The sequence below is a fragment of the Aetokthonos hydrillicola CCALA 1050 genome, from assembly GCF_017591665.1.
Lineage (GTDB): Bacteria > Cyanobacteriota > Cyanobacteriia > Cyanobacteriales > Nostocaceae > Aetokthonos > Aetokthonos hydrillicola.
The window spans coordinates 1-1263 of sequence record NZ_JAAKGC010000413.1 but is presented as its reverse complement, the minus strand read 5'-3'; the positions used below and the strand labels follow the sequence as shown (position 1 = coordinate 1263).

1 protein-coding gene is annotated in these 1263 nt (G+C 42.0%); it reads right to left on the bottom strand.

Annotated elements, in window-relative coordinates:
* Positions 1–317: 317 nt before the first annotated feature.
* Positions 318–689, bottom strand: coding sequence for a DNA/RNA non-specific endonuclease (locus G4P69_RS38430; RefSeq protein ID WP_310834467.1), 372 nt, complete (start codon positions 687–689; stop codon positions 318–320).
* Between the last annotated feature and the right edge of the window lie 574 nt (positions 690–1263).

The window sequence follows — 1263 nt, the reverse complement described above, 5'->3', positions numbered from 1 at the left end:
TGCAAATAATCTGGTTTCATTTGCAGCTAATGTGGTTTTGAGACCACCCTTATTTGCAGCTAATGTGGTTTCAATTTTGCCTTGTTTGCAGTTTGAAGTGTTTCTGTTTGCAGTTCGCTACAGCTAAGAACTGACGACAAACAGCACCCGTCCCTGACATTGCAGTCTCCTTTAAAACCCAAGTAACGCAGAATCACCAACCATCATGAGTAAACCACGATTCAGGTATCAGTGGTGTAACAGATATGTAACAACAGCAAGATTCTTTACAAAACTTCATTAATGAAATAGAAGCGTGCAAAAGGGCGATAACTACCTTACTCAGTATCAATTTTCTTCTCAATGGTATCCCGAACGAAAGTGGGAACATTAGAGAGAAAATGATATCCTGTTAACCCTTCTAATGTTCCAAGGCTAACTTTATAAGCTTTCCAATCATAATTTATATTCTGCTGGTTGGGTACATTAACAGCAATGACACGAGTATTTTCAGTAACAGCACCAGGACGATCTAATACCACAACCACCTTCCAAGTAGATTGAGGAATCGTGACCTGACCTTTGAGTGTACCTTGGCTACCGTATGTACCAGCAATGATGTACAGTTCTTTACCTTGTCTTGCTAGCTGGCGACAATAGACTTCCAATCCTTCCCAAGTGTGGCGATTGTTGTCTGGGGTTTGTGGCACTCATGTTGGTCATTAGGAAGGTTTCGCTGTTGTCTTGGGGTGAAGAAGTGCGATACGGAGAGCAGCCGTCAGCGTTGCTATCGCCCTATTTCACAAATTTCTGCAATAAAAGTTAGGATTGTTGTAAAGAGAATAATCTTGACATTTGCAAAACACTGTCTGACCAAATACCAAGCTCTTGAATAATCTGGTTTTTAGCATCTGTGTTATTCCAGGCTTGTTCCCAGTTAAACTGCCACCGGGTGAGAAACCTTTATTCACACTAAACCACAAAGCTTTGGAAACGAATGATTGTAGCGCAATCATGGGTGATAGTGGCAATGGTCTTACCTTCAGTTTGCGCTCTTGTGTAGAAGCCATTTAGATCTATGAGTTGAATTTCTGGATCAGGGGCTATAGCTTGAGCTTCGATGTATGCGTCTGATTCTACCTGAGCAATGCTTTGTGACTGGCGTTTGGACTAATCTAGTGTCGACCAGCAATTAACAAGCAGGGGCGCGACAGAGGGACTCAACTTCAAGTTTGAAACTGAGTCAAGCTGAATCATCAGGAAATTAGCCGAAACTAAGCAGCA